This window comes from Arenicella xantha, from assembly GCF_003315245.1.
In the GTDB taxonomy this organism is placed as follows: domain Bacteria; phylum Pseudomonadota; class Gammaproteobacteria; order Arenicellales; family Arenicellaceae; genus Arenicella; species Arenicella xantha.
Genome location: NZ_QNRT01000020.1, coordinates 1 through 2,904 on the forward strand (window position 1 = coordinate 1; position 2,904 = coordinate 2,904).

General features: G+C 41.2%; 4 protein-coding genes. All 4 read left to right on the forward strand.

What is annotated here, in order from left to right; translation table 11 throughout:
* Positions 1-124: 124 nt before the first annotated feature.
* On the forward strand, positions 125-628 hold the full coding sequence (locus DFR28_RS19415; RefSeq protein WP_147251083.1) for a hypothetical protein: 504 nt from the start codon (positions 125-127) through the stop codon (positions 626-628).
* Between the two features lie 88 nt (positions 629-716).
* Entirely contained in the window at positions 717-1,139 is a 423-nt protein-coding gene (locus tag DFR28_RS19420) for a hypothetical protein (RefSeq protein WP_113956065.1), read from the forward strand.
* Positions 1,140-1,227: 88 nt separating this feature from the next.
* Positions 1,228-1,635: a hypothetical protein gene (locus DFR28_RS19425; RefSeq protein WP_113956066.1), complete on the forward strand. Its 408-nt coding sequence runs from the start codon at positions 1,228-1,230 to the stop codon at positions 1,633-1,635.
* Between the two features lie 785 nt (positions 1,636-2,420).
* Positions 2,421-2,744, forward strand: a complete 324-nt coding sequence (locus DFR28_RS19435; protein ID WP_147251084.1) for a hypothetical protein — start codon at positions 2,421-2,423, stop codon at positions 2,742-2,744.
* The last annotated feature ends 160 nt before the right edge of the window (positions 2,745-2,904 follow it).

Sequence of the window (2,904 nt, forward strand, 5' to 3'; positions counted from 1 at the left end):
AAGGAAGTGCATCAAGTCATCGAAAAAGTCACACCACCTAACAAGGCGTCAAAGTTCACTCCGCCAACAAGTTGGCTCCGCGGGACGGCTGCTTCGCGCCGCCCCTTGGCTTAGCGTTAGCAGTATGAAAGCTATATTCATATTATTAATAACGTTTTATGCATCAGCTTCTTATGGCATGTGGGCAAAATTTGCCTACCTTAGTCCTGAGACGGAAACCGAATTGGGAATGAGTGGGTTAGTCAGTAAGCTGACAGCGCCAGATGGCACTGTCACGATAAGGATAACTGCCAAAAGTTATAGCTTTAAAATTGCCACTTTAATTGAAACAGAGAACCCACTTTCTATCTCAGCTCAAGAAAGCCTCCGATATCTTTTATGGAGTGGTGACAATCCAGAAGAAAATATAGTGTTTTCTTCTAGGCTATCGCCAATTGGAACGTCTCGAATTGAAGAAGTAGTTAAGGAGCAGAATGGAGAAGGCAAACAAGAGCTTTACTACGAAATCAATACGCAGATTTGTAATCGGAACCTCTACGTTTATATCGATTCTCCATATGCCATAGATGACGGTGGTTATTGGTATTCAGTTGACTTATCTAAATATCTCGATCGAGATGACTGCTAACAAGTTTGCAAAATCTGCTGCGTTCGTTTCACTCACTGCGCGGGACACGTTTTCAACGCGCCCCTTGCAAAGGCGTTAGCCATACAATATGAAGCATATTAGTAGAGGAGAGTTTTTAAGGAGTACATTTTTAAGTGTACGTTGGATAATAGTTTCTGCTGCCTTTGCACTCGTTACATTTTCCCTTTTGAAGGGATTTACGAATATCACCGCTTATGGTTGGTCTGCAATCGCGTATATAACGCTTATCTTTCTTTTCTTCCTTATCGTCGTGTTTTTGGTGGAAAATGTAGTTAAAAAATATAAGTCTAAATATGGCAAGGTGGCGCAAGCGAATATATTCGCACTGTCGGTAACTTTTCACATGGTCGTAGTAGGGGTATCTTCAGGCTTAGCGGTTAGAGCGTTTTATCGAGGCGGTTTAGAAAGTCTAGGTTTATGGTTAGTGCTATTGCCAATATATTTCTACCATGTTTTTAGAGAGTTTAGGTTAAGGGAAATGAATGGCTAACAAGGCGTCAAAGTTCACTCCGCCAGCAAGCTGGCTCCGCGGGACGGCTGCTTCGCGCCGCCCCTTGGCTTAGCGTTAAGTGTATAAAATGAATATTGCTGCATTTATAACCTTATTATTTATTTCGTCTTTTGCATGGGCAAGCGATACGCCGTGTAATATTAGTACGGAAAAAGGTTTTACCGAACATCTAGGTAACCAAAATTTTGACCTTGAAAAAATCATTGAACCTAATGGAAATTATTCATTTTCACTAACTGTCGATAATCATCTCGATAGTCTACCAATTGAAAATATAGGGTTGGTAAGGCATGTTGATGGAAAGGTTGTTTTAGGTGCATCTTTAGAGATGCACCGATCGAAAGAATCTGTAGTAACTCATGTGGTTGGTATTCCTAGGGAAGCGGTAACCAGCTACAAATTTTACATATCATATTCAGAACAACTTAAAAATTGCCCTAATGTTAAATCTTTTTATGTCAGTTTTGGCACTTAACAAGGCAAAACACTTTTCACTCACTGCGTTCGTTCGGACGCGCGAAATCGCGCGCCCGTGTTCGCGGCGTTAGTGGTGTCTTATGTTTAATTGTCCTTCTTGCAAAAAGAACAGCATTTCGCTTTGGCAAAAAATCTGGGCTGACCGATTTCTCCTTGGCAAGTGCAAAGAGTGTGGTGTTCGTTTTTACAAACCGTTGGCACCGCAAATGAAATATATATTTCTTGTTTTAATTCCAATGTTATTCGTAGCTTTAATCGCTCTTAGCTACAATTTGTTTTATCTACTTTTCATCAATATATTACTGATGCTTTGGGCATTCGTAAAAGGTGTTAAGGAAGCACCGTTGTATATTAAACAGTGATAAGCGTAAAACCACTAACAAGAACCAAAAGTACGCCTGCGGCGGGACGCGCAGAAAACGCGCGCCCCTTTGCTGGGCGTTAGGTGTGTCCTGTCTATTTAGTTAGAACGGTCGTTGATAATAAGTTTTTTGTCGGTGCCAATTTCCGCGAGTGAGGCAGTCTCGAAAATTGATTCATCGTTGTAAGTTAAGTATTTATATCGATTTGGTCGAACAGCATTTTTATCACTAAACGAATTCTGATAGTCTGGCTTTGTAAACGAAAGAAATGGTTCTTGTTCTCTGGAGGCAAAAGGAAGTGCATCAAGTCATTGAAAAAGTCACACCACCTAACAAGGCGTCAAAGTTCACTCCGCCAGCAAGCTGGCTCCGCGGGACGGCTGCTTCGCGCCGCCCCTTGGCTTAGCGTTAGTGTGACGAAATGAAATCAGTTTTCCTCGAAATTATAGCTATGTATCCAGTTCGAATAGATATCTCTAATGGCGTTATGCATTCAAATGGTGGCGCAACATTTAGTCTTCTCGTAGAGCATCACGATATAGTTGAAGCCGCAGTCTTCAAAAAAAGTCATGAACACTCAGCTATGGACTGGTCTATTTTTCAAGAACTCCATAAAATGGCTAAGTGCCAATTTACTAGTAAGGTTAAATTTATTTCACCTCATGAATTGTCTTTTGAAAAAGTCGAACAGAGTTTTATTAAAAACTATGAGTCAGTATTAAAAGAAAGTGCTAAATCACACTAACAAGACACAAAACTGTCACTCACTTCGTTCGCTCGGACGCGCAAAAAGCGCGCGCCCGTTTGCTGGGCGTTGGTATGACTCCTTTTGTCAATAAGGACGAGTAAATACCTGACGTATTTCACATCATCGTTCTGACCTAATAAAAAAGTAAGCGCGCCAG